Origin of the sequence: Bacillus cereus (assembly GCF_015071065.1) — a bacterium.
Taxonomy (GTDB): Bacteria; Bacillota; Bacilli; order Bacillales; family Bacillaceae_G; genus Bacillus_A; species Bacillus_A cereus_BA.
On sequence record NZ_VOVA01000002.1, the window covers coordinates 847,631 to 872,623 of the forward strand.

Below are 24,993 nucleotides of genomic sequence, written 5' to 3' on the forward strand. Positions count from 1 at the left end.
TTCGTCCCTTTCCTAGGGATGAGTGTGTTTTTTTATTACTTTGAAAGGAGGTGCTGTAACATGAAACGATTAGTACGTACGGAAATAACCACCACCTGCATGATTAAAAAGCAGAGTAAGGTGATTCATAGGTGTAACAATTAAACTATTTAGGAGGAGATTAGAAGATGAGTAACGTTATTAATGTTGGGGTATTAGGTTTAGGTACTGTCGGAAGTGGTGTTGTCCATATTTTGAAAGAACATTGTAAAAAAATTACTCTTGATACAGGATATGAAGTAAAGGTAAAGACAGTCGTTGTACGTGATTTGGAAAAAGAACGTGATGTTTGCATTGATGGAATCGTAGTAACAAGTAATGTAGATGAAGTTCTAAATGATTCAAATATTGATATTGTAGTAGAGGTAATGGGCGGAATTGAAGAAGCGAAAGAGCATATTATGAAGGCTTTGCAAAGTAAGAAACATGTCGTAACAGCAAATAAAGATTTAATGGCCGTATACGGTGCGGAGCTTTTACAACTGGCAAATAAAAATGAATGTGAATTATGTTACGAAGCGAGTGTAGCGGGTGGGATTCCAATATTAAGGGGATTAACAGACGGGCTAGCTTCAGATCAAATTGAAAAAATAATGGGAATTGTAAATGGCACAACAAACTATATGTTAACAAAGATGAGTCAAAATGGATGGTCTTATGAAGAGGCTTTACAGGAAGCACAAAAATTAGGCTTTGCAGAATCGGATCCGACAGCAGATGTAGATGGGCTAGATGCTGCGAGAAAGGTAGCAATCCTTGCAAACTTAGGATTTTCGATGAATGTTTCTTTAGATGATGTGCAAGTGAGAGGGATTCGAAAGGTTGAAAAAGAAGATTTACAAATGGCTGAAAAATTAGGATTTACTATGAAATTAATTGGTAAAGCAGAGAAACAAGGATCAGCCATTCATTTAAGTGTAGAACCGACTTTATTACCAAGCCAGCATCCATTATCGAATGTGAATAATGAATTCAATGCGGTGTATGTTCACGGTCAAGCGGTGGGGGAAGTAATGTTTTATGGACCTGGTGCTGGGAAGTTACCAACTGGTTCTGCTGTAGTAAGTGACATTATTTCAATCGTTAAAAATATGAATCAAGTTCCGAAAAATAAAAGTGCGTTAAAAGAACCAGAGCCGTACGAATTACAAGGAGATGAAGAAGTTGTTTCGAAATATTTCTTACGTATTTCATTACGAGATGAGCCAGGGATGTTGCGAAAAGTAACGGAATGTTTCGTTAATTATTCTGTAAGTTTAAAAGAGGTTATCCAATTACCTTTGAACCGGGAACTTGCAGAAGTCGTTGTTGTGACGCATCAAACTTCAAAATATCAATTCGAACAAGTTTTAGGAGCGATAGAAGATGTCGCAAGTGAAATAAACAGTTACTACATTATTGAGGAGGAAAAACAATATGTATAAAGGACTATTAAACCAGTACGCTTCTTATTTACCAGTAAATGAAAACACACCTGATGTCAGCTTAATGGAAGGGAATACACCCCTGATTCCATTATTAAATATATCAAAGCAATTAGGGATTCAGTTATACGGGAAATATGAAGGAGCGAATCCAACAGGTTCTTTTAAAGACCGTGGCATGGTGATGGCAGTTGCAAAGGCGAAAGAAGAAGGTTCAGAGGCAATTATTTGTGCATCTACAGGTAATACATCGGCATCAGCTGCCGCATATGCGGCACGCCTCGGAATGAAATGTATTATCGTAATACCAGAAGGAAAGATTGCGCATGGGAAATTAGCGCAAGCAGTTGCTTATGGAGCGGAGATTATTTCAATAGAAGGGAATTTCGATGATGCACTTAAGGCTGTAAGAAATATTGCTGCAGAAGAGCCGATTACATTAGTAAATTCAGTGAATCCTTATCGAATTGAAGGGCAAAAAACAGCAGCATTTGAAATTTGTGACCAGTTGCAAAACGCGCCAGATGTTTTAGCTATCCCTGTTGGGAATGCAGGGAATATTACAGCATACTGGAAAGGGTTCTGTGAATACGAGAAAGAAAAAGGTTATAAGAAGCCAAGAATTCACGGCTTTGAAGCGGAAGGAGCAGCTGCAATTGTAAAAGGACATGTAATTGAAGAACCTGAAACAATTGCAACAGCAATTCGCATCGGTAACCCGGCAAGTTGGTCGTATGCAGTAGAGGCTGCCGAGCAGTCTCATGGTGAAATAGATATGGTGTCAGATGAAGAAATTTTACATGCGTATAGATTGTTAGCAAAAACGGAAGGGGTTTTCGCTGAGCCAGGATCAAATGCTTCATTAGCGGGCGTAATTAAACATGTTCAATCTGGAAAAATCAAAAAGGGAGAAACAGTTGTTGCAGTTTTAACTGGAAACGGTTTGAAAGATCCGGATATCGCAATTTCTTCTAATAATTTAGATATTGCAAGTGTATCAAATGATATAGAACAAATTAAAGATCATATTAAAGGGGTGATTATGTCGTGATACCATTAAGAGTTCGTGTTCCTGCTAGTACAGCGAATGTTGGACCTGGATTTGATTCTGTTGGAATAGCTTTGTCATTATATTTGGAAGTGAGTGTAAAGGCGGAAGCAGATAAATGGCAAGTGATACATTCTTTTGACGATTCGATTCCAACAGACGATAAAAATTTAATTGTTAGCACGGCATGTAAAGTATGTCCTTCTTTATCACCCCATATAATAGAAGTTACTAGTAATATTCCGCTGACAAGAGGGCTAGGAAGTAGCGCATCAGCGATTGTAGCAGGAATAGAGCTTGCCAATCAACTTGGAAATTTGCATTTAGCAACTGATCAAAAAGTTCAAATTGCTACAAACTTTGAAGGACATCCAGATAATGTTGCTGCTTCTATTTTAGGTGGAACTGTAATCGGAGTACTGGATGGAAAGAATGTTTCGATCGTAAGGATTGAAAGTAAGGAGTTAGGCGTAATTTCTCTTATTCCGAATGAAGAGCTAAATACGGATGAAAGTCGATCTGTATTACCAGAGATGTTTCCGTTTCATGAAGCAGTTAAGGCTAGTGCGATAAGTAATGTATTAGTAGCTGCATTATGCCAAAAGAAGTGGGAAGTTGTAGGCGAAATGATGGAAAGAGATCATTTTCATGAGCCGTATCGTTTAGAACTTGTACCGTTATTACCATCTATTCGTAAATGTGCAAAGGAATTTGGAGCATATGGTACAGCCCTTAGTGGCGCGGGACCATCCATTTTTATTTTAACTCCGTATGAGAAACGTCAAGAAATTGCTGACCAATTAGCGAGAGTATTTGCAGCTATGAAAGTATGTGAGCTTGAAATTGATCATAAAGGGATTACTGTAAATAAGGAAGAACATATTGGATTATAAAGAAAGCTAGCATCACTAGCTTTCTTTAAGTTATGGATAATCTATTTTTAACTGGAATTTTTCAGGAGAAATAATGTTTTAAAAAGAGAATATAAAATGAATATTCATTTTGTATAATTGAGTAAAGAACGATTTTGGAGGTGATTATATGAGTTCAAAAGAGTCACCAGAAGAAAAAAGGGAGCGTATGAGACAAAGTGAATTAAAAAATAACCCTACCAGTTCTTTGGATGATGGACTCAACAGGGCGGAATCAGGTAGCCCCGTTGATATGACAGGTGGTATGAATTGGAAAGGTACAGGGATATTAATTTTAGTGCTAGTTTTAGGATATATTATATACACTTACTTTTTCAGTTAAGGAAAGCTTGATGAAATTTTGATTTGCTTGATCTAATTATTAGTGAGAATAAAAAAACAAGGATTAAAGTCCCACTGTATTATATATTTTCTTTAAACAGATTATAGTTATACGTGAATTTTTTACTCATAATAGAGCTAGCATTATGCTAACTCTATTATTTTTTTGCCATATTCCTGTAACAAAGCACCTGTATATTCAGTGGTGGAGGTGCAGAAGATGAAAAAAATGATAGCGATATGTCTTCTTACAACTATGTCATTTTCGACTTTAGTCGGGTGTGATGTAAAAGGTAATAATGCGGTACAAGAGTCTAAAATAAAGAAAGCGACGTATAAAGATTTTACTTACGATGTAAATCCTGAGACTTTTACGTTAACTGTAGAACATGATGGTGTAAAAGAACAGGCATCACAACCGTTACCGAAAATGAAGGTATCGAATTTGAAAAAAGACAAGGATCATACATCATGGGAATACCCGGATCAAAAAGTAAAAGTAAATTTAGAAAAGAAAAAAGATCACTTAAATATTGAAGTGGAATCGACTGGTGCAGAAAGTTTCACATGGCCAAAAGTGCAAGCTGAAAATTATACACTTCCGTTATGGGAAGGTAAGCAAATTCCAAGTAATGATGAGAATTGGAAGAAGTTTTTAAAGGATGATGTATATTCATTTGCTGAATCATTTTCTATGAAGTTTTTTGCATTAAATGGTTCTAAATATTCGATCGTATATATTGCGAATAATATGTTTAATAATGAATTGAAATTTCATTCGGATCCGAAAATAGGGTTTGATTTTACACATGAATTCCCGAGCATAAATAAAAATAAAACATACGGATTTCAGTTATATGTGACAAATAATGATGCAGTAAGTATTGCTAAACTGTATAAGGATAATATTGTTGAAAAAGGTGAATTTAAAACATTACAAGAAAAAGCAAGAAAAAATAAAGAAATCGAAAAACTTTACGGGGCAGCCCATTTTTACTTTTGGAATCAAAATGGTTTATCAGAAAGTAACGTAAATTGGCCGAAGCTAAGAGAGCAAATAAATAGCCCGGTGTTTAGACATATAAAAGAGCTTATTCAAAAGAATAGTTCAGAGCCTGGGGAATTGAATGTATTTGAGCAAGTGAGTAAACAAGATTTTATCGATAAGTACCAAAAAAATGTTATTTTACGCTATACAAACGAAGTATTATCTATGAAGGAATTGTATAAAGAGGATATTTTTCCGAAAGTTGATCAGGAAGCGAGTGTGTTATTAAAGAAAGGTGTAGATCACTTATCGAAGACAGAGCTGTATAGCTTAAATAAACATTTACTAAAGTCAGTGCTTGGTGATGCAGTTGAAGAAGTAAGTAAATGGGGTAAAGCAGATGGGACGGATATACTAAAGGAAATGAAAGAGGCCGGGATAGAAAAGGCGTGGATTGGTTTACCGAACTGGGAACAAGGGTTTATGCAGCCTAATTTCGTTACAGAAGCGAAGAAAATGGGATATTTAGTTGGTCCGTATGATTCTTATCATTCTATTCACGAAAAAGGGGATAAAAATTGGAACACAGCTTCCTTTACTGATCCATCGTTATATGAAGAAGCAACTGTAACGAAGAAAAACGGTGAAAAGGTGCAAGGGTTTTTAGGTAAAGGGCGAAAACTAAATCCAACATTATCACTTCCTAGTGTAAAAGAACGAATAAACGATATATTACAAAATGGTCCTAAATATAATTCATGGTTTATTGATTGTGATGCGACGGGCGAAATTTATGATGACTATTCGGAAAAGCATATAACAACGCAAGAACAAGATTTAAAAGCACGACTTAAACGAATGGAGTATATTGCGCAAGAAAAAGGGATGGTAGTTGGTTCTGAGGGCGGAAATGATTTTGCAAGTAGTACAATTGCATTTGCTCACGGAATTGAAACGCCTGTTATTAAATGGGACGATGAAGATATGAGAAAAAATAAAACAAGTCCGTATTATGTCGGTGGATATTGGTCACCGAATCAAAATGTTCCAGAAAAGTATGCAAAACAAGTACCTTTAAAAGAAGAGTATAAACAAGTATATTTAAATCCAGTATATTCGGTACCATTATATAAATTAGTATACAACGATTCCATTATTGCAACTCACCACTGGGAATGGGGAAGTTTAAAGGTAAAGGATGAGGTAGGAAATCGTATGTTATATGAGTTATTGTATAATGTTCCTCCGTTGTACCATTTAGATGAAGTAGAGTGGAATAAGCATAAAAAAGAAATTACACAGCATCTGAAAGTTTGGAATGAAGTTCATGAAAAAGCAGTAAAAGAAGAAATGACGAACTTTGCATATCTGTCAGAAGATAAGCTGGTACAATCTTCTTCATATGGAAAAGATATTAAAATTATTGTGAATTTCTCAAATAAAGATGTAGAAATAGAAAAAACGAAAATACAAGCAAAATCAGCTTTAATTATTAATAATGGGAAGCAAATGATATACACACCAAATGAGAAATAATAAAGTGAAACTTTAATCAGTGGGGGTGTTCATCCCCCACTGATTATTAGCCTTCAATCGAGCTTTTACGGCAAAAATTTGACTCTTTATTCTTACTGAAATTCGAGGTTCTTACTACCTGCAAATAACAGAATGATAAATCTATGAATTCGAATGTTTTGAAGTGTTAAATTTTTGAAGTTGATAAACAGTGACTTGCCAAAAATAAGCACGAGAGTATAATGTGAAATGGAATACATATTGGATTCATGATGTAACCTTACAAAAATGTAAGGTGATTGAAAGGAAATTCAATATGAAGATTACTAGACATACATTATACTAGGAAAAGAGAAAGAGAGGAGAATGAACATGAGCTCTGAATTAGAACAAAACACGAGAAGCAATAAAAAACGTTCTAAACGAAAGTCAATAAAATGGTTCATTTTAATTCCATTTTTCCTACTTATTTTTGGAGGAGTAGGATATGGATCGTTTATATATAACAAGGCAAAAGCTGTTGTAAGTGATGCATATGCAAAAATTGAGAAGTCATCAAAACGTGATAAAGAAGTTGAACCTTTAAAGGATAATATTTCAATTTTAATTATGGGTGTAGACGGAAGTGAAATGAGAAAAAGCCAATATGGCGAAGCAGTTCGGACAGATGCACTTTTATTAGCGACAATTAATAAAGATGATAAGTCAGTTAAATTAGTAAGTATTCCGCGTGATTCACGCGTATATATTCCATCTAGAAAAAAATTAGATAAAATTACACACGCACACGTATTTGGTGGCGTTGAAAGTACACGAGATACAGTGGAAAGATTTTTAAATGTTCCAGTTGATTATTATGTGAAGTTTAACTTCGAGTCATTTGTACAAATTGTAGATTCAATTGGTGGTATTGATATTGATGTACCGGTTACTTTCACAGAACAAGATAGTAAAGACCAAGCAGGTATGATTCATTTAGAAAAAGGTTTCCAACATTTAAATGGAGAGCAAGCACTTGCACTTGCGAGAACGCGTAAAATTGACAGTGATACAATGCGTGGTCAAAGACAACAACTTGTAATTGAAGCAATTGCGAAAAAAGCAATGTCTGTTCAATCAATTAGCAAAATGGGCTCTTTACTTGATGCAGTTGATAAAAACATGAAAACAAATTTAACATTTGATGATATGCTTGCTATTACGAAAAATATGGCAGGATCAGATTTGCAAATGGAAAAACTGCAAATAGAAGGAACGGATAAACGTATTGGTGGTATTTATTATTACATTCCAAACGAAAAAAATGTGAAAGATATTTCGAATAAGTTAAATGAGCATTTAGGTGTTACACCAAAACCAACTCGAAATGAATAAGTATAAAAAAAGGTTGGCCGCAGCCAATCTTTTTTTATGGAAATGGATTGCTTTATTTGTTTTTTTAGTAAAAAAGCTACTAGGTTTTTCAAGTCTACATTCAAATCATTTAAATCATTTAAATTTATATAAACAAAAGGTGTAATTGTACGATATACTAGAGGAGAAGAATTGGTAATTAACTCCTAAAGTAGAGAAAATAGATTCATCTCATTGCAAATTGAAAGCGAATTGAATTGATGGAAGATCAAACAGGTTAAAACAAATCTTCTTGAAAGTTGTACATAGTGCAATCAAGAATTGGTATGAAAAGAATAAAGAGTTTGTTGAGGCAGGAACAACAATTTTGATAAAGCTCCCACTATAATTCATATATTGTTTGTTTATATAGTGTAATAAAATAAATAGATGTATAATTATATTGGGTGATTTATATATAAGATTAATAGGGAGAGGAATTCGATAGAATGGAAAAGGCTTTTAAAATTAAACGAGTAGTAGTCGTTTTAATAGCGATTGCAGCAGTAGCTATTGGGTATTTCATGTTTCAATCTATTACTTCACCAGCAAAAGCTGTTGCGAAACAAGAAAATGTAGTGCAGCTTGCAAGTGAACAATCGAAAGTTGAAATGAATAAAACGGCACCAAGTCGTTTTAATGGACAGGAAAGAAAAGTTGCTTACCTTACATTTGATGATGGGCCAGGAAAATATACGGCTGAATTATTGAATATGTTAAAACAGCATGATGCGAAGGCGACATTCTTTTTAATTGGTGCGAATGTAAAACAGTTTCCTGATTTAGTAAAACGTGAAAATGCAGAAGGACATTATGTTGGAATGCATAGTATGACACACAATTTTGCGAAGTTATATAAAAATGGCGAGTATGTTAATGAAATGAAAGAAGATCAAGGCTTAATTGCAAATATTATTGGGAAAGCCCCTAAATTAACACGTCCTCCATACGGATCGATGCCTGGTTTAAATGAAGGTCTCCGAAATAAAGTAGTTGAGGATGGTTTAAAAGTGTGGGACTGGACAATTGACTCTTTAGACTGGAAATACAATAAAGTACCAGTTGATGCAGCGGCAGCGCAAATCGCTCAAAATGTATTAGCTGGTGCAACAAAACCGCAAGAAGTCATTTTAATGCATGACATTCACCCGCAATCAGTTGCTGCTGTGCCAGCAATTTTAAAGGGTCTAAAAGAAAAAGGTTATGAATTTGAAGCATATCATGAAGAGAATCACTTCCCAGTGAATTTCTGGCACGATAACCGTATGTAATTGGAGGAATTGAAGTTGAAGTATGGAAAAGTAGCAGTTGTCGGAGCATTATCAGTAGGATTATTATCAGGTTGTTTCGGTGAAAAACCAGAAGAAAATTTATATACGGCTTTTGAAACAGCAGCGACACAAGAAAAATCGTTAGCTGATGATACGAAAAAGTTAGAGCAATTAGAAAAGCAAGGGCAAGAACTATATTCTCAAATTTTACAAGAAGGTAAAGAACATAATGAAGCAGTCACGAAGAAGATAGAGGAAGCTACTGCAAATGTAAATGAGCGTGAGAAAGTATTGAAAAACGAGAAAGAACTGTTAGAGAAAGCTCAGAAGGAGACGAAATCAGTTCAAAGCAATATAGAGAAGCTTGAAGATAAGAAATTACAAAAACAAGCTAAAGCAGTAGAAGAGTCGTATAAAAACCGTTATGATGCATTCCAAAAAATGAATGAGGATTACACGAAGGCGTTAGCGAATGAAAAAGAGCTGTATGAAAAATTAAAAGTAAAAGAAACGAAGTTAAAAGAAATTGGTGAAAAAGTTAAAACTGTTAATGAGTTAAATGTGGAAGCTCAAAAGGCGAAAGAACAATTTAACAAACACACAAAAGAGTATAATGACAGTAAATTAGCATTTTACAAAGATGCACAGATTAAGACTAAAGAACAAAAATAAAGAATGATCTTAATCCTAATAAAAAAGCTATAGAAAAAGCCGGAGAAACATTGCAAAAAGTGTTTTTTCGGCTTTTGTCGTTAAATGAATAGAAAAGACTGGAATTGATATCATAAAAGAGTTATAGTGTATTATTCGAAGGAAAACATTGTAAAGTAAGGAGAATGAAATATGTCATATGAATTTTTATTCAAATTAGGTTTAGCACTCTTTTTAGGATTATTCATCGGGATAGATAGGCAGCTAAAGAATAAACCGCTTGGTGTGAAAACAAGTATGGTTATTTCTGTAGCAAGTTGTTTAATTACAATGGTTTCAATTGAATCTGTAAATGTATATTCTGTACCGGGTCATACGAATATGGATCCAATGCGATTAGCTGCCCAAATTGTTAGTGGTATTGGTTTTCTTGGGGCGGGGGTAATTTTACGAAGAAGTAATGACGTTATTTCTGGATTAACGACAGCTTCAATGGTATGGGCTGCTTCAGCTTTAGGTATTGCGATTGGAGCAGGATTTTATATACAAGCGATAGTTGCTATGGTTTTAATCATTTTAGCAATTAATGTACTTCCTCAACTTGTGAAAATTGCAGGACCGTATTCATTGAGACAAAAGGACTTATCAATAAAGATTACCGTGAACGAGCATCGAGAGTTAGATGGGATTTTTAAGCAAATTAAAAATTTAAACATGCAAGTGAAGCGAGTGAAAATTAAAGATATTGATAATGGAGCATCACAGCAATTAGAAATGGTCATTTTAGCGCCAGAAGATTTATATACAACTGAGTTATATAGTTCGTTAAAAGAGATTGATCATGTTGTATCTGTAGAAGTTGAAAGTAGATAAAAAGAGTGAGGAAAGTTCACTCTTTTTTTGTATGAAAAAACATTCTGTTATTATTATTTTCAAAGGGGATGAAAAGGATGGAGTTACATATTAGAAGGGCAATAAAAGATGATATTTCGGCAATAGCAAAAGTGCATGTGGAAAGCTGGAAAACAACGTATAAAGGGATATTTTCTAACGGGGTTTTAGACAATATAACGTATGAACAACGAGAAAACCTGTGGAAAAGCATCTTCCAAAAAGATGATAAGAACGAGTATAGGTTTGTAGCAGAGACGTCAAATGGGGAAATTATCGGATTTATCGATGGTGGAGCTGAAAGAACGGGGACATATAATTGTGATGGGGAATTATATGCAATATACATTTTACAAGAGTATCAAGGAATGCAGATAGGACAACGTTTATTTCAAGCTTTACTATCAGATTGTAAAAAAAATAATATGCAATCTCTTTTAGTTTGGGTTGTCTCTAATAATCCTTCTAAAAAATTTTATGAAAAATATAATCCTGAAAAAATTGATACAAAATTTTTAGAAAGACTAAATATAGAAGAAATAGCATATGCTTGGCGAGATATGGATTGTTTATACAAATTACTACCAATTTAGAATTCAATAATATTATTATGTAAACCTAATTTACAAGAATGAAAAAATACATCAATTATTATATTGGTGTATTTTTTTGTTGATGGATTAAATATTTTGAAAAGGTGGAAAGTTTAGCTAGATAAAAAAATTCTGAAATATACCTTGAAATGATTATCATTATCAATTAGAATCATAGTTGATAATAAAATTCAACTGTCAGAAGTTTTACAAAAAAATGATAGTGTTCGTCTAAAAGAGGAGGAGCAGTATGCAGCATGCGAAACAAATCGCGGAACATGCAACAATACAAAGCTTTTTAAATTGTTATTTAAGAGAAACAGGGAGTGGAGAATGGATTACGGAGGATAAAAGGATAGAAAATATTTTCTGCCATTCATTTCGAAGAGACGCTATCCCCACTTATTTATGCTGTCGGTTATCGGCACAAAACGTTACTTTGTATGGGGAAGTTATATATAAATCGTCAACGGACCGTCATCTATTTGGAGAACAATTTTATTACCAAATTGGCGAAAATAAAAATGTTATTAAAGCAGATTATATTACGGTTATTATGTTTTTAATAAAGGAAATGTCTATTAACTATGGAGAAGGTACGAATCCTGATGAACTTATGCTTCGAGTTATTCGCAGTTGTCAAAATATTGAGAAGTTTATACAAGGAAGGAAGCAGGATACAGGTGAATTATATGGTTTCCATACAACTTTTATAGAGGCGGAGCAATCTTTATTATTTGGACATTTAACTCATCCTACACCAAAGAGTAGACAAGGTATATTGGATTGGAAAAGTTCAATGTATTCTCCTGAATTAAAAGGGGAGTGCCAACTTCACTATTTTCGGGCACATAAAAGTATAGTAAGTGAAAAGTCATTGTTACAAGATTCCACAACGGCGATGATAAAAAAGGAATTAAAGTACGATGAAAAGGTTAATCAAGAATTTATTGAAAAGTACTGCCAAGAAGATGAATATTCATTAATTCCAATCCATCCGCTACAAGCAGAATGGCTATTACATCAATTGTATGTGCAAAATTGGATGAATCAAGGTGTACTTGAATATATCGGTCCAGTAGGTAAGTGCTATATGGCGACATCATCACTTAGAACGCTATATCACCCTCATTCGAAGTATATGCTTAAATTTTCATTCCCTGTAAAGGTGACAAATTCAATGCGTATTAATAAATTGAAGGAACTTGAGAGTGGACTTGAAGGTAAGGAAATATTGAACACTAAAATTGGAGAAGTGTTAGAAAAGTTTCCAGGGTTTGATTTCATATGTGATCCGGCCTTTATTACTTTAAAACATGGGGCAAAAGAATCTGGATTTGAAGTAATTATTCGAGAAAACCCATTTTATAGTGAAAATGAAAATGATGTGACACTTATCGCAGGGCTAGTACAAGATGCTATTCCAGGGGAACGAACGCGTTTATCGAATATTATTCATCGCTTAGCAGATTTAGAAGGTAGAAGCTGTGAAGAAGTAAGTTTAGAGTGGTTTAGACGATATATGAATATCTCTTTAAAGCCGATGGTATGGATGTATTTACGTTATGGCGTTGCATTAGAAGCGCATCAACAAAATAGTGTTGTTCGATTGAAAGATGGTTATCCAGTTAAGTTTTACTTCCGTGATAATCAAGGTTTTTATTTCTGCAATTCAATGAAGTCTGTGCTAGATAATGAACTAGCCGGTATTGGCGAACGCACTGGGAATTTATATGATGATTACATTGTAGATGAAAGATTTCGTTACTATTTAATTTTCAATCATATGTTTGGACTAATTAATGGTTTTGGTACAGCAGGATTAATTAAGGAGGAAATTCTTCTTTCGGAATTAAGGTCTGTACTTGAATCTTTCCTTCCATATAACCGCGAACCATCAACATTTTTGAGAGAATTATTGGAAGAAGATAAATTGGCATGTAAAGCGAATTTACTAACGAGATTTTTTGATGTCGATGAACTGACAAATCCTTTAGAGCAAGCAATTTATGTACAAGTAGATAATCCACTCGTTAGAGAAGTGGCTGTTCGTTCATAAGTAGTGTTAAAATTTCACGTAATACAAAAAATGGAATCCGGTAATCCATTTTAAAGCGGAGGGATTTATGAAAGAGGAAGTCTATCACACAAAAGTATTGAAGGCACTTCAGTCAAAAGAATACATGTTTGTGAGAAGGAGAGTACTACGCCAATTAGTAGAATCGTTAATTTATGAGGGAATCATTACACCAATTCGTATAAAAAAGGAAGAACAAATTCTTTTTATTATACAAGGTCTCGATGTAGAGAATCGAAATGTTACGTATCAATGTTATGGGCAAGAACGTATGACTTTTGGGCGTATTTGTTTAACGGACTCATTAATAATGAGAGTTCAAGATGAAAAAGAAGAAATACAATCTGTTTCGCAATTTTTACAGGAGATTTTTCGAATTGTTAAAGTGGAACGAACGAAATTGGATTCTTTTATTCAAGAATTAGAACAAACAATCTTTAAAGATACGATTGCACAATATGAGAGAAGTAGTGAAGTAGACTATATTGTGAAATCTTATGATGAGCTTGAAAGTCATTTAATAGATGGGCACCCGTATCATCCTAGCTATAAAGCGCGCATCGGGTTTCAATATCGTGATAATTTTCAATATGGATTTGAATTTATACAGCCAATGAAAATTATATGGATAGCAGTTCACGAGAAATATACGACTGTAGGATATGAAAGTGAAGAGAGTTACAACTGTACCTTGAAAGAAGAAATCGGTGAACAGAAAATGGAAGAGTATATGGATCGTATTCGAAAAATGGACTGCGATTCGAAGAAGTATATGTTTATACCTGTTCATCCTTGGCAGTGGGAGAACTTTATTATTCCGAATTATACTGACCATATACAGGATAAATATATTATTTATTTAGGGAAATCAGAAGATGATTATTGTGCGCAGCAGTCGATGCGGACATTAAGAAATGTTACGAACCGAGCGAAGCCATATGTAAAGTTATCAATGAATTTACTCAATACTTCAACTATCCGTACATTAAAACCACATTCGGTTGTGAGTGCACCTGCTATATCGAATTGGTTAAAAGATATAGTAAATCATGATCCTTATTTAAGGGATGAATCGCGTTTAATTTTGTTAAATGAATTTTCGAGTGTAACGTATGATACGAATAAAAAAGCTACATATGGCTCATTAGGATGTATTTGGCGCGAAAGCGTTCACAAATATTTAGATAAGAAAGAAGAGGCAATCCCATTTAACGGTTTATATGCCAAGGGAAAAGATGGGACACCAATTATTGATTTGTGGTTAAAGAGATATGGAGTAGAAAGCTGGTTACAATTGCTTATTCAAAAAGCAATTATCCCAGTTGTACACCTCGTTGTAGAGCATGGAATCGAATTAGAGTCACATGGACAAAACATGATTTTAGTTCATAAAGAAGGAATACCAGTCCGTATTGCACTAAAAGATTTTCATGAAGGACTGGAGTTTTATCGTCCATTTTTGAAAGAAATCGGAAAATGTCCTGACTTTACTAAAATGCATAAAATATATGCGAATGGTCAAATAAATGATTTCTTTGAAATGGACCGTATTGAATGTTTGCAAGAAATGGTTTTAGATGCGCTTTTTCTATTCAATCTAGGTGAACTAGCTTTCGTGCTGGCAGATGAGTATCAATTACAAGAGGAACAATTTTGGATCATTCTTGTTGAAGAAATAGAAATTCATTTTGAAAGATTTTCGCATTTGAAAGAACGTTTTGAAGCATTACAATTATATGCACCTACATTTCATGCAGAGCAATTAACGAAGCGACGCTTATATATGGATGTGGAATCACTTGTTCATGAAGTTCCAAATCCGTTGTATAGAGCAAAGCAACTTACAATACAAAAATCAGTTGTTACAGGGGGAAATCATGCTAATCGTTAATAAACAAGAATATAGCAAAAATGATTTTGAATTGAAATTACAAGTTTACGAGGAAATGGAACAGTTCCAAGAAGCAGAAGGAAATAGATTTGCCCTTTGTCTAAAAGATCCATTTGATATTATTACACTTGTATTTTTCCTACGAGAAAAGAGAGCATCTGTACTACTTATTCATGAAGATACACCAAAGGATACAGCTATTGAAATGGCAAGGCGTGCAAATTGTACTGGACTTTTATACGTAGAAAGTAACGACTTTATAAAATTAGAAGTAGAAAAGCCATTGCAAGAAGAATCTTCGTTATTACAATATAGTTCAGGAACAACAGGGGAACCGAAACTGATTCGTAGAGCATGGACGGAAATTGAAACGGAAATTGCTACTTACAATGAAGCTTTAAAATGTGATGAAGACGAAGTGCCAATCGTTATGGCTCCCGTTTCACATTCATACGGATTAATTTGTGGCACGTTATCTGCAATTACAAGGGGTAGCAAGCCTATCATCATTACTAATAAAAACCCTAAATTCGCATTAAATATAATTCGTAATACCGAAAAACATATCATATACGCAGTACCACTTATGTTACATATTATGGGGAGTTTTCCACAAGGGACTTTTCAGTTTCATAAAATTATGACATCAGGATCACCTTTGCCAGAAATGCTATTTTACAAGCTGAAAGGGATGACGAAACATATGATGCAGCAGTATGGATGTTCTGAAGCTGGTTGCATTAGTATATGTCATGATATGGAAACACATTTGGATTTAGGAAAACCACTTCCTCATGTAAGTATTAACATTGGTTCAGATGAAAATGAGCCGGAAGAAATCGTAGTAAAAATTGCGGAAAAGGATATTTATACGAAAGATTTAGGGTATAAATCTGAGCGGGGCCTTCAATTTATGGGGCGTATGGATGATGTTATTAATGTATCTGGTCTAAAGGTCTTTCCTATAGAGGTGGAAGAAACGATGCTTCGACTAGATGGTATTCAGGAGGCGATTGTATACCGCGGCAAGCATCCTGTGATGGGGGAAATAGTAAAAGCGAAAGTAGTCTCTCGTATTGAACCAGTGCAAATAAGAGAATGGTGCATACAGCATTTACCGTCTTATAAAGTACCGCATGAAATTGAAAATGTAGCAGAGATTCCGAAAAATAAAACAGGGAAAGTAAGTCGGAAGTTATTAGAGATGGGAGAGATAACAACATGAGGCGTGAAATGTTAAAAGAAGCAGTTTTAAGCATTATGAGAGAAAAAATGGAACTGAAAAATGTAACGCATTTAGAAGAAACGATGCGTTTAAATCAAGATTTATATATTGATTCAGTAATGATGTTGCAGCTTATTGTATACATTGAAATGGAATTAAAGTTATGTGTTCCAGAAGATGAGGTAGATCCAAAGGCATTTCTTACAGTAGGATCTTTGCTTGACTTTATGGAAGAGTTAAAGCCGTTACAAGAAGCAAATATGAATGATTAACTTTGAGAAAGTGGATGAGAGTATGACTTCAATTAAAGTTCACTGTTTAGTGAGTTGTTTTTGTGAAATTATAAAAAGGCGTAGTGATATAGATTTCCGTCCATTTTATTTCGGATTATGGGATGGAGACTTTGATATAACAGAAGGCGGGATTATTTCTTATCATTCCGAAAACATTAACCATGATAATTACTTGCTTTGGTATGAAAAATTGTATGGGATAAAAGTGAACGAATGGTATGATCATTCAAAAGATAAGAGTATCAATGTAGAAACATTTTTAGAATTAGTGGAAAATAAGCCTGAAAATCGTTACATAATTGTAATGGTCGATATGTCTTTATTACCAGAGAGAGAAAATAAGTTTCATCAAAAACCGTTTCCACATTATTTAATGATATCGAACACAGAGAAAGAAAATGAATGGTTCATGCTTGACCCTGATTTTCGCTGGGAAGGGAATATGGAAAAAGATAAAATGCTTCACTCTGTTAAAGACAACCCATTTGGTGGAGGCTATTTCATTGATATAGAGGGAATTCAGGAGCCAACACAAGAAATGGTAGAAAGTTATTTCATGGAAACATTCAAAAAGAATGATAATGAACTAACTATGGAATTAAAAAATTTAATAATAAAAATGGTAAATGAAGAGGATGGGTATTCACTTTCTGGGCTCGTAACGGCAGTAAAGCAAATACCCGTATTAGCAATACGAAAATATAGCTATGAACATGCCTTTGCATACTTCCGCGAAACGTTACAATATGCGGAGCAAGAATTTGATTATTGGTGTGATCGAGTGGAAGACATTGTACAAGGATTTACAAATGTACAGTACCGCGCAATCAAAATGGTAATGACAAAAGATAAAGATATGTTAATACCAATTGTTGAGAAGCTTGATGAAATGAATACAATTGAACTGCAAATTAAGGATGAATTAGAGAGACAGTTTCTGTCATGGAAAGATATGAAAACAAATCAGTCTGTCTTAACTTTTTAAAGCAATCTAACTGAATTTAAGATAAGGGAGTTCAAACCTATGAAATATTCACTATGTACAATTTCATTTCGCCATCAACTAATTTCATTTACTGATATTGTTCAATTTGCATACGAAAATGGTTTTGAAGGGATTGAGTTGTGGGGGACTCATGCACAAAATTTATATATGCAAGAGCGTGAAACGACAGAGAGAGAACTGGATTTTTTAAGGGATAAAAATTTAGAAGTTACGATGATAAGTGGTTATTTAGATATATCGTTATTAGCAGATTTTCAAAAAACGCTGGAAAAATGTGAACAACTGGTAACACTAGCTAATTGGTTTAATACAAATAAAATTCGTACGTTTGCCGGGCAAAAAGGTAGTGAGGATTTTTCGGAACAAGAGAGAAAAGAGTATGTGAAGCGAATTCGCATGATTTGTGATCTATTTGCTCAGCACAATATGTATATACTATTAGAAACACATCCAAATACGTTAACGGATACTTTGCCGTCTACTTTGAAATTGTTAGAAGAAGTAAATCATCCATATTTGAAAATAAACCTGGATTTCCTTCATATATGGGAGTCTGGTGCAGATCCGGTAGATAGTTTTCAGCGACTAAAGCCGTGGATACAACATTACCATTTTAAGAATATATCATCAGCGGAGTATTTACATGTGTTTGAACCAAATAATGTATATGCTGCTGCTGGAAGTCGTATAGGAATGGTTCCATTATTTGAAGGTATAGTAAATTATGATGAAATCATCCGGGAAGTGAAAGGTACTGATCATTTTGCTTCGCTTGAATGGTTTGGGCATAATGCGAAAGATATATTGAAAGAAGAAATGAGAGCATTAACAAATAGAAAATTAGAAGTAGTAACCTCATAAGATGAAATGATGTAAGAGTCTCGTTTAAGAGACTCTTTTTTCATGGAATAAATAACCAAAAATTACCATGTATTTAATTTCGGATTTGATACAATTTAATATATATAAGGAGGTGATCGGTAATGGCTAGAAATCGTAACGCTAATCAATTAGCATCACATGGAGCACAAGCAGCTCTAGATCAAATGAAGTATGAAATTGCACAAGAGTTTGGTGTACAGCTTGGAGCTGATACTTCTTCACGTGCAAACGGTTCTGTAGGCGGTGAAATTACAAAACGCCTTGTAGCGATGGCAGAACAACAGCTTGGTGGCGGATATACTCGCTAAATGTAGAAGGTTATAGGAGAAAGGAAGGATTCTTCCTTTCTTTTTATTTTCAATTAATTGGTATGGATATATTGTGAACTGGATTCAAAGAATAGGAGTAATGCTATGTTTTACCCAATTTCTTTTGTTGTGAATGGAAAGCAGTAAAGATGTAATAGCCCTGGTGGAATGTAAAATTAAGTTCCAGCAGGGCTATTATATGGTAAGAAATATATGATGAAAGGTTCCGAAATCAACATGTTAAAAAAAGAAAACTGTTGTTTAATTGCACTTGCATCAGTTCCACTCGTTATGACATTAGGTAATTCAATGCTTATTCCAATCCTGCCAACCATTGAAAAGAAATTACATATTTCATCTTTCCAAGTATCCATGATTATTACAATTTATTCTATCATTGCAATTATACTTATACCGATTGCTGGTTATTTATCAGATAGATGGGGACGAAAGATGGTAATGGTTCCAAGTCTATTAATTGCAGCTATTGGAGGAGCGATAACAGGCTGGGTATCATGGAAAGTTGATGACCCTTACGTTTGGATTCTTATCGGAAGAGCAATTCAAGGGATAGGTGCTGCTGGTGCTATGCCAGTTGTCATACCATGTGTAGGTGATTTATACAAAGATGAAAAACAGGTTAGTGCAGGTTTAGGAATCATTGAGACGTCAAATACATTTGGAAAAGTATTGAGTCCCATATTAGGATCAGCTCTTGCATCTATTGTATGGTTCTTACCGTTTTGGGCGATTCCAGTTTTATGTGTAATATCGATTGTTTTACTACTGGTACTAGTAAAGGCGAAGAAACAAGAAGAAGAAGTCCCACCACTTAAAGAATTTATTCAATCTATTATCTCGACGTTTCGAGAAAAGGGAAGATGGTTAATTGCCATTTTTATACTAGGTGCAATTATTATGCTCATTTTATTCGGAATACTTTTTTATCTGTCGACTATACTGGAGTCAAAGTACGATATTCATGGTATATGGAAAGGGTGTGTACTCGCTATTCCTTTACTTGTACTATCACTTAGCTCATATATGGCTGGTAAAAAAATTGGAGATAAACAAGATATTATGAAAAAGTGTATTTATATTGGATTTTTACTGGCTGCTGCATCTGCCTTCTTACCTTTATTCCTAAAAGGAATCTATTTACTACTTCTTTGTCTCGTTATTATGGGGGGAGGAATTGGTATGGCTTTACCGTGTCTAGATGCTCTTATTACACAAGGGATTGAAAAAGAGCAGAGGGGGACAGTTACGTCATTTTATAGTTCAATGCGATTTATCGGTGTTGCAGCTGGGCCACCCCTGTATTCTTTTTTTATGAAAGGGGCGGACCATGAGGTATTTTATTTAACAAGCATCTTCGCTGCTATTGGTGCCATCATAGCAATTATTTGGATTAAACCAGCAAAAGATAAAATGATGGTAAAGCAGAAAGCGGAACCAACTTCATAATTCAAAAGAGAATTGCATGCTAATTACATAACATGCAATTCTCTTTAATTAGTTAGGAAAAATAACTTGTTTTAACATATAAAGTGCGACTCCCCATATGATTAGCCCTGAAAATTTATTTAATATTGTGATCGTTTTCCCTGTTGAGTTTAATCCTTTTAGAAATCTCCCGGTAAAAGCTAAACTAATAAACCAAATCCAAGAAACTATAATTGTTGCAAAAGTGAAAGCCCATTTCTCACTTCCTAGGTACTGTATAGAGTTTGTTCCGATTACACCTATTGTATCTAAAATTGCGTGTGGATTTAGTAATGAAACCGATGCAGCGAAAATAATTTGATTTTTTAAAGGCATGCTTTTTTCTTGTTTTACATCATTTGAAGGATCGCTTCTCCAAATAATCCAGCCCATATACATAAGAAAGAAAAATCCAATTATATACAGAGTAGTTGTTAACCAAGAAAAAGTAAGGAGTACAAGGGATACACCTTGTACAGCAATTAAGATTAATAATGTATCACATATAGATGCAGTCAAGACTACAGGAGCAGCTCGCCAAATATTTGGTTGACTAGCGCCTTGGTTAAAGACGAAAACATTTTGGACACCTAATGGAATGATAAGACCAAATGCAAGGATGATACCGTGAATAATTGCTTCACTCATCATATTACCTCCTACTTAATGTGATTAGTTATGATAGTGTATATTGTATAGAAGAAATGAAAATTTGTATCCATCCATATGGTTGGATAGGTTACCAACCATAAAGTATGCGAGGTGATATAATGGAAAGGCTCGTTTGGAAACCTAATATGTCTTCGTCTCTTCCTTTATATAAACAAATTGCATCTTATATAAAAGAAAGAATTGTTAATGGGGAATGGACAGTTGGAACTAAATTACCTTCACAAAGAGATTTGGCGCATACGTTTGAAGTGAATCGAAGTACAATTGTAATGGCTTTCGATGAATTAGTAGCAAAAGGGTATATTGAGGGGAATGGCCGGAAGGGAACGATTGTTATAAATAATAGTGAGGGTACTTCTACATATGCCCCGCCTCCAAACTGGCAGTCTTATGTAGAAACAGGACTTCATTATCCGAATCTTCCTGCTATACAAGAGATTAATCAAGCTGAATTTTACCCAAATGTAATCAGGTTAGGAACTGGCGAGCTTTCACCGAGTCTTTTACCTGAGGAAAAGATGAAGAGAATTATTAATAAAGTTATAAAGACAAATGTTACACTTGGGTATGAAGAACCGAAAGGAAATCTCCATTTAAGAGAAAAAATTGCGGAATATTTAAAAGGGCATGGTGTATATGTATCCCCTGACTCTATTTTAATTGTTTCAGGGGCAATTCAAGCACTTCAGCTTATTTCTATGGGGCTTCTTCCTAAAGGAGCGTCAATTTTATTAGAAAAACCATCATACTTATATTCTCTCAATGTATTCCAATCAGCAGGAATGCGCTTGATTGGAATACCAATGAATGAGAACGGTATAAATACTTCATATATTACAAAATATAAGAAACAATTTAACGCATCTATTTTATACACAATCCCATCTTTTCATAATCCGACCAATTTTAGTATGAACGCTAAGAAGAGGGAAGAAGTGATGGAGATATGTAATGAAATTGGATTACCTATTATTGAGGACGCGGTATATCAAGATTTATGGTTCGATGCACCAGTTTTAAAGCCTTTAAAGGCATATGATAAAAATGGGATTGTGCTACATATTGGAAGTATGTCCAAAGTCATTAGTCCTGGTTTAAGAATTGGATGGATTGTTGGATCAGAACCAGTTATTCAAAGATTGGCAGATATAAAAATGCAAACTGATTACGGTTCAAGTTCAATATCCCAGCAAATTGCGGCAGGGTGGTTTACAAATGATTTGTATGATGAGCATTTGCAGTTTGTAAGAAGTGAATTGAAAAAACGTAGAGATTTTATGGTAAGTATGTTAGAAAAGTATTGTAGTGGAATTGCAACTTGGCATGAGCCGGCAGGAAGCTTTTACATTTGGCTACATATAAATCTACCAATATCGAATCGTAGTTTATTTGACAAAGCTTTGCAAGAAAAGATTTTATTAAACCCAGGCACTTTGTATGATAGAAGTGCTAACCAATTTTTACGTCTTTCTTATTCCTATGCAACTGTAGAAGAAATTGAAGCTGGAATAAAAAAGATCGCGCAATTAATTAAAGGGTAAAAGGAGAAAAACCATGAAACAATATGTGATTTGCCAAATGATTGATGGAGATAAATATTTAGCTGCTTATGCGGAAACAAAACAGGATGCAATTGAAAAAGCAGAATTATTAGGGTTAAGAACTGGACATCGTTACATAGTAATTACCGCGGAAGAAGCAGAGGGGTTAACTTATCCTTAAACAATAGGAGAGTACATAAGAAGTAAATAAGCCTAATAATGTACTATATTATTAGGCTTATTTACTATTAAAGTGTGACAGGGAAAATAATATAATTATGAGTCAAGTTGACGGAAATACCGATTTGTTTTTCGATCCTGATTTCCGTCTCTATATTCATCAACATATTGCCTGAAGTTCCAAGATTGTAAAAACTTATTAGCGGCATTATAACCAGAGTTATAGAGCCATGCTTTCTCTTCTTTAGTTAATTGAAAATTAGTACTTGTAATGGTTCCTGTTGGAATTGTAATAGTTCTAGCCTTGGATTCTTTATCTAAATGACGTAAATCATGAGCTTGCATCATTGTTTTAAATAGTCCTTTGAACATGGAAATAGGTTCGTCATAGTGGGCGGGATCAGCTTGAATCTCATCTTTTACAAAATGAAATCCAAAGGTAGGCCAGCGAGGAGAAGTCGGTGAATCGAAAATCCAAATTGGATAATTACTTAAAATACCGCCGTCAACCATATAACAAGGTTGTTTCCATTTCGGTGTTCTCCATTTCACTGGTTCGAAGAAGAAAGGAATGGTTCCACTCATTCTTACTGCTTTAGCGATAGGGAAGCGGTAATTTAAAAATCCGTAGTTTGGTAAATCATCGGGAAAAATAACCATTTTACCATTGCTTATATCTGAAGCGATAATTTTGAGTTTATTCAAATCTGGTAAGTCTGTAAACAAATGAATTCCTTTTTGTCTAAGCAGGTCTTCTAGCCATTCTTCGAGAAATACATTTGAATAAATGCCTAGAGTAGACCAAGCGCTTAATCCTTTACCAATAAAGGGGATTCTATCAAGAAAAGTTTTTTTAGTGAATTTTTCATAAGCAATGTCTGTTACAATCGTTTTTAATTCGGAACAAGAATATCCTGCTGCTAGAAGAGCTGCAATAATAGCACCGGCTGATGTTCCAGCTAAACGTTCCCATTCATAACCTTTTTCGGCTAACGCGCAAATGGCCCCTACATGAGCAATTCCGCGTACACCGCCTCCCTCGAAAACACCATCAATCTTCATTAAACATACTTCCTTTCAGATGGGAAATTTGAAAATGGCAAAAAAGCACGTATTGTACGCGCTTTTTTACAATAGTTTTTAAGTTTACTAGCAGCCGAATCCGCCGCCCCAACAGCTAGCTCCGATGATGATTAGAAGGATAAATAAAACGATTAATAAAGCGAAACCTCCATAACCACAACCACCACCACAACTACCGCCGTAACCGTAACCACCGCCGTAACCACCGCCGTAACCACCGCAACTATATCCGTAACCCATGTGGAATTCCTCCTTATATTAAAAGTGAAAATGAACGAGGGAAAGTATACTGTAAGAAATTATGAGATATCATGTTTGTAGGAACAATGTATACTATGCTCTTTTAAACTTGTTCGCGTACGAGGGATAAGCCCGTTTTTTTGAAGGCTTGTTGATTTTACGATGAATGGAGTATAATCTTTGTGCTATGATACAAATAAGTATGTAAATGTAAGGAGAATTTATGGATAAAAAAATTGAAGTATTAATTGATAAATATGGACTGACACATTTAAAAGAGGAGCTTATTAATACTGTATTTCCTTGTGTAAAAGTTGTGCCAAAACAACAGGAAACAATTGCGATAGGTAGTTCGAAAATGGGCGGAGTTCCTGATTTGCCGGATTCATTTGAATATCCAACATACAAAGGGAGTCCTCTATACTTTATCGCACAATTTAATTTAAGTGATTTACAAAACGTTGGCATGGATCATACTCTTCCTAAGACAGGGATGTTATATTTCTTTAGTATTGAAAATTACTTTGAAGAAGATGTGGATCCAACCAAAGCTGGACGTGTGCTTTATTATGATATCCCTGTAGAGCAATTACGTAGAGCAGATGAAATACAAGCGAAATATAACCAGTGTGCAATTACTTTTGAACTGACATATAAATTACCAGAGCTTTTCATTGAAGATGAGGCTGATTCAGATCGTTTCTTGCAATTACTTGAAGAGCTAATCCCAGACAACTATGATAATCATCAAATGTTTGGAGAACCATTCTCTGTACAAGATGAGGTATTGTACGAGACTGGACAATATATGGGGATAGATCCACAGCAAATGACGCTTTTATTCCAGATTGATTCAGATACTAAAAATTGTAATATGGTTTGGGGAGAATTAGGAATGCTTTATTTCTGTATTGGAAATGAAGACTTGAAAAATCGACATTTTGAAAATACATGTTGTGTGTTACAAACTTGCTAAAAAAAGGGTTGTTCTTTTTCTAAAAGAACAACCCTTTTAAAAATGTTAAATATGCATAATCTCATATGA

The 24,993-nt window shown here is 34.4% G+C and carries 24 protein-coding genes and 1 other annotated feature (1 of these 25 running past the window's edge); of the genes, 21 read left to right on the top strand and 3 right to left on the bottom strand.

The genetic code is table 11. The features are described from left to right. Positions 1 to 12, top strand: a binding site (T-box leader); it begins 220 nt to the left of the window's first position. A gap of 155 nt (positions 13 to 167) precedes the next feature. The 18 genes from FT637_RS10400 to FT637_RS10485 all read left to right on the top strand — a co-directional run bounded on the left by FT637_RS10400 (position 168) and on the right by FT637_RS10485 (position 20,214). Further along, on the top strand, positions 168 to 1,463 hold the full coding sequence (locus tag FT637_RS10400; protein ID WP_193646188.1) for a homoserine dehydrogenase: 1,296 nt from the start codon (positions 168 to 170) through the stop codon (positions 1,461 to 1,463). After that, positions 1,456 to 2,514 (top strand): threonine synthase, encoded by a 1,059-nt coding sequence (thrC, locus tag FT637_RS10405; protein WP_193646189.1) that lies wholly within the window; start codon positions 1,456 to 1,458, stop codon positions 2,512 to 2,514. Before FT637_RS10400 ends, thrC begins: the two co-directional genes overlap by 8 nt. Continuing rightward, a complete protein-coding gene (thrB, locus tag FT637_RS10410; RefSeq protein ID WP_193646190.1) occupies positions 2,511 to 3,404 on the top strand; it encodes a homoserine kinase in 894 nt (297 codons plus the stop codon). The genes thrC and thrB overlap by 4 nt, the downstream gene beginning before the upstream one ends. Before the next feature lie 148 nt (positions 3,405 to 3,552). Then, a complete protein-coding gene (locus tag FT637_RS10415) occupies positions 3,553 to 3,765 on the top strand; it encodes a DUF6366 family protein (protein WP_193646191.1) in 213 nt (70 codons plus the stop codon). 219 nt (positions 3,766 to 3,984) lie between these two features. Continuing rightward, the gene (locus FT637_RS10420; RefSeq protein ID WP_193646192.1) at positions 3,985 to 6,288 is read left to right on the top strand and encodes a glycoside hydrolase; all 2,304 of its coding nucleotides are present in this window, start codon (positions 3,985 to 3,987) and stop codon (positions 6,286 to 6,288) included. A 351-nt stretch (positions 6,289 to 6,639) separates the two neighbouring features. Further along, positions 6,640 to 7,641 carry an LCP family protein gene (locus FT637_RS10425; protein ID WP_193646193.1) on the top strand — a complete coding sequence of 334 codons (1,002 nt, stop codon included), beginning with the start codon at positions 6,640 to 6,642 and terminating at the stop codon, positions 7,639 to 7,641. A gap of 467 nt (positions 7,642 to 8,108) precedes the next feature. Continuing rightward, on the top strand, positions 8,109 to 8,930 hold the full coding sequence (locus tag FT637_RS10430; RefSeq protein ID WP_193646194.1) for a peptidoglycan-N-acetylglucosamine deacetylase: 822 nt from the start codon (positions 8,109 to 8,111) through the stop codon (positions 8,928 to 8,930). Between the two features lie 15 nt (positions 8,931 to 8,945). Next, positions 8,946 to 9,602, top strand: coding sequence for a YkyA family protein (locus FT637_RS10435; protein ID WP_193646195.1), 657 nt, complete (start codon positions 8,946 to 8,948; stop codon positions 9,600 to 9,602). A gap of 171 nt (positions 9,603 to 9,773) precedes the next feature. Continuing rightward, positions 9,774 to 10,454, top strand: a complete 681-nt coding sequence (locus FT637_RS10440) for an MgtC/SapB family protein (RefSeq protein ID WP_193646196.1) — start codon at positions 9,774 to 9,776, stop codon at positions 10,452 to 10,454. A gap of 77 nt (positions 10,455 to 10,531) precedes the next feature. After that, positions 10,532 to 11,065: a GNAT family N-acetyltransferase gene (locus FT637_RS10445; protein ID WP_193646197.1), complete on the top strand. Its 534-nt coding sequence runs from the start codon at positions 10,532 to 10,534 to the stop codon at positions 11,063 to 11,065. A gap of 250 nt (positions 11,066 to 11,315) precedes the next feature. Beyond that, complete coding sequence (locus FT637_RS10450) at positions 11,316 to 13,124, top strand: IucA/IucC family protein (RefSeq protein WP_193646198.1); 1,809 nt, start codon at positions 11,316 to 11,318, stop codon at positions 13,122 to 13,124. Positions 13,125 to 13,191: 67 nt separating this feature from the next. After that, positions 13,192 to 15,033, top strand: coding sequence for an IucA/IucC family protein (locus FT637_RS10455; RefSeq protein ID WP_193646199.1), 1,842 nt, complete (start codon positions 13,192 to 13,194; stop codon positions 15,031 to 15,033). After that, a complete protein-coding gene (locus FT637_RS10460; protein ID WP_193646200.1) occupies positions 15,020 to 16,258 on the top strand; it encodes an AMP-binding protein in 1,239 nt (412 codons plus the stop codon). The genes FT637_RS10455 and FT637_RS10460 overlap by 14 nt, the downstream gene beginning before the upstream one ends. Beyond that, the gene (gene asbD, locus FT637_RS10465; protein ID WP_193646201.1) at positions 16,255 to 16,530 is read left to right on the top strand and encodes a petrobactin biosynthesis protein AsbD; all 276 of its coding nucleotides are present in this window, start codon (positions 16,255 to 16,257) and stop codon (positions 16,528 to 16,530) included. The genes FT637_RS10460 and asbD overlap by 4 nt, the downstream gene beginning before the upstream one ends. A gap of 22 nt (positions 16,531 to 16,552) precedes the next feature. Beyond that, positions 16,553 to 17,536 (top strand): DUF6005 family protein, encoded by a 984-nt coding sequence (locus tag FT637_RS10470; RefSeq protein ID WP_193646202.1) that lies wholly within the window; start codon positions 16,553 to 16,555, stop codon positions 17,534 to 17,536. Positions 17,537 to 17,575: 39 nt separating this feature from the next. Next, positions 17,576 to 18,418, top strand: a complete 843-nt coding sequence (locus FT637_RS10475) for a sugar phosphate isomerase/epimerase family protein (RefSeq protein ID WP_193646203.1) — start codon at positions 17,576 to 17,578, stop codon at positions 18,416 to 18,418. A gap of 122 nt (positions 18,419 to 18,540) precedes the next feature. Then, on the top strand, positions 18,541 to 18,747 hold the full coding sequence (locus tag FT637_RS10480) for an alpha/beta-type small acid-soluble spore protein (protein WP_000113539.1): 207 nt from the start codon (positions 18,541 to 18,543) through the stop codon (positions 18,745 to 18,747). A gap of 237 nt (positions 18,748 to 18,984) precedes the next feature. Then, positions 18,985 to 20,214: an MFS transporter gene (locus FT637_RS10485; protein ID WP_413773225.1), complete on the top strand. Its 1,230-nt coding sequence runs from the start codon at positions 18,985 to 18,987 to the stop codon at positions 20,212 to 20,214. A 48-nt stretch (positions 20,215 to 20,262) separates the two neighbouring features. Here FT637_RS10485 and FT637_RS10490 read toward each other — a convergent pair whose 3' ends face one another. Further along, positions 20,263 to 20,880, bottom strand: a complete 618-nt coding sequence (locus FT637_RS10490; RefSeq protein WP_193646204.1) for a LysE/ArgO family amino acid transporter — start codon at positions 20,878 to 20,880, stop codon at positions 20,263 to 20,265. Positions 20,881 to 21,002: 122 nt separating this feature from the next. Here FT637_RS10490 and FT637_RS10495 point away from each other — a divergent pair, with 122 nt between their 5' ends. Then, positions 21,003 to 22,445 carry a PLP-dependent aminotransferase family protein gene (locus FT637_RS10495; protein ID WP_193646205.1) on the top strand — a complete coding sequence of 481 codons (1,443 nt, stop codon included), beginning with the start codon at positions 21,003 to 21,005 and terminating at the stop codon, positions 22,443 to 22,445. A gap of 13 nt (positions 22,446 to 22,458) precedes the next feature. Further along, on the top strand, positions 22,459 to 22,626 hold the full coding sequence (locus FT637_RS10500) for a DUF3933 family protein (protein ID WP_193646206.1): 168 nt from the start codon (positions 22,459 to 22,461) through the stop codon (positions 22,624 to 22,626). Between the two features lie 95 nt (positions 22,627 to 22,721). On the opposite strand, the gene FT637_RS10505 is transcribed toward FT637_RS10500, so the two are convergent. Together FT637_RS10505 and FT637_RS10510 are read right to left on the bottom strand one after the other, a co-directional pair. Next, a complete protein-coding gene (locus FT637_RS10505; protein WP_193646207.1) occupies positions 22,722 to 23,687 on the bottom strand; it encodes a patatin-like phospholipase family protein in 966 nt (321 codons plus the stop codon). 87 nt (positions 23,688 to 23,774) lie between these two features. Then, positions 23,775 to 23,948: a YjcZ family sporulation protein gene (locus tag FT637_RS10510; RefSeq protein WP_193646208.1), complete on the bottom strand. Its 174-nt coding sequence runs from the start codon at positions 23,946 to 23,948 to the stop codon at positions 23,775 to 23,777. A 223-nt stretch (positions 23,949 to 24,171) separates the two neighbouring features. On the opposite strand from FT637_RS10510, the gene FT637_RS10515 reads away from it, so the two are divergent. After that, positions 24,172 to 24,924, top strand: a complete 753-nt coding sequence (locus FT637_RS10515) for a YwqG family protein (RefSeq protein ID WP_193646209.1) — start codon at positions 24,172 to 24,174, stop codon at positions 24,922 to 24,924. Positions 24,925 to 24,993: the final 69 nt, after the last annotated feature.